The 253-nt window shown below is 72.3% G+C and carries 1 protein-coding gene; it reads right to left on the bottom strand.

Annotated elements, in window-relative coordinates:
* Nucleotides 1-39 precede the first annotated feature (39 nt).
* Nucleotides 40-253, bottom strand: a 214-nt coding sequence (locus ACSNOK_RS35260) for an AMP-binding enzyme (RefSeq protein ID WP_436784765.1), incomplete at its 5' end; no start/stop codon positions are given.

The following is a 253-nucleotide window of genomic DNA, read 5'->3' on the forward strand; positions in this document are numbered from 1 at the left end:
GCATGGCGTGTCCTTTCAAGGGGTGGCGCGGAGCGGCGTTCACCGTCCGCCGCCGTTCGCGGTCTCGGCGGTGAACCGCCGTGCCAGGGACTTCTTGTCCACCTTGCCGACGCCGGTCAGCGGCAGGGCGGGCACGATCTCCAGGCGATCGGGCAGTTTGTAGGGGGCGACGCCGCGGTCGCGCAGCGCGGACTGCACCTCGGCGAGCGTCGGTGGGGCGTCGGGGTTCTCCGGGACGACACAGGCGCAGGTC

Origin of the sequence: Streptomyces sp. URMC 126, from assembly GCF_051386555.1 — a bacterium.
GTDB lineage: Bacteria > Actinomycetota > Actinomycetes > Streptomycetales > Streptomycetaceae > Streptomyces.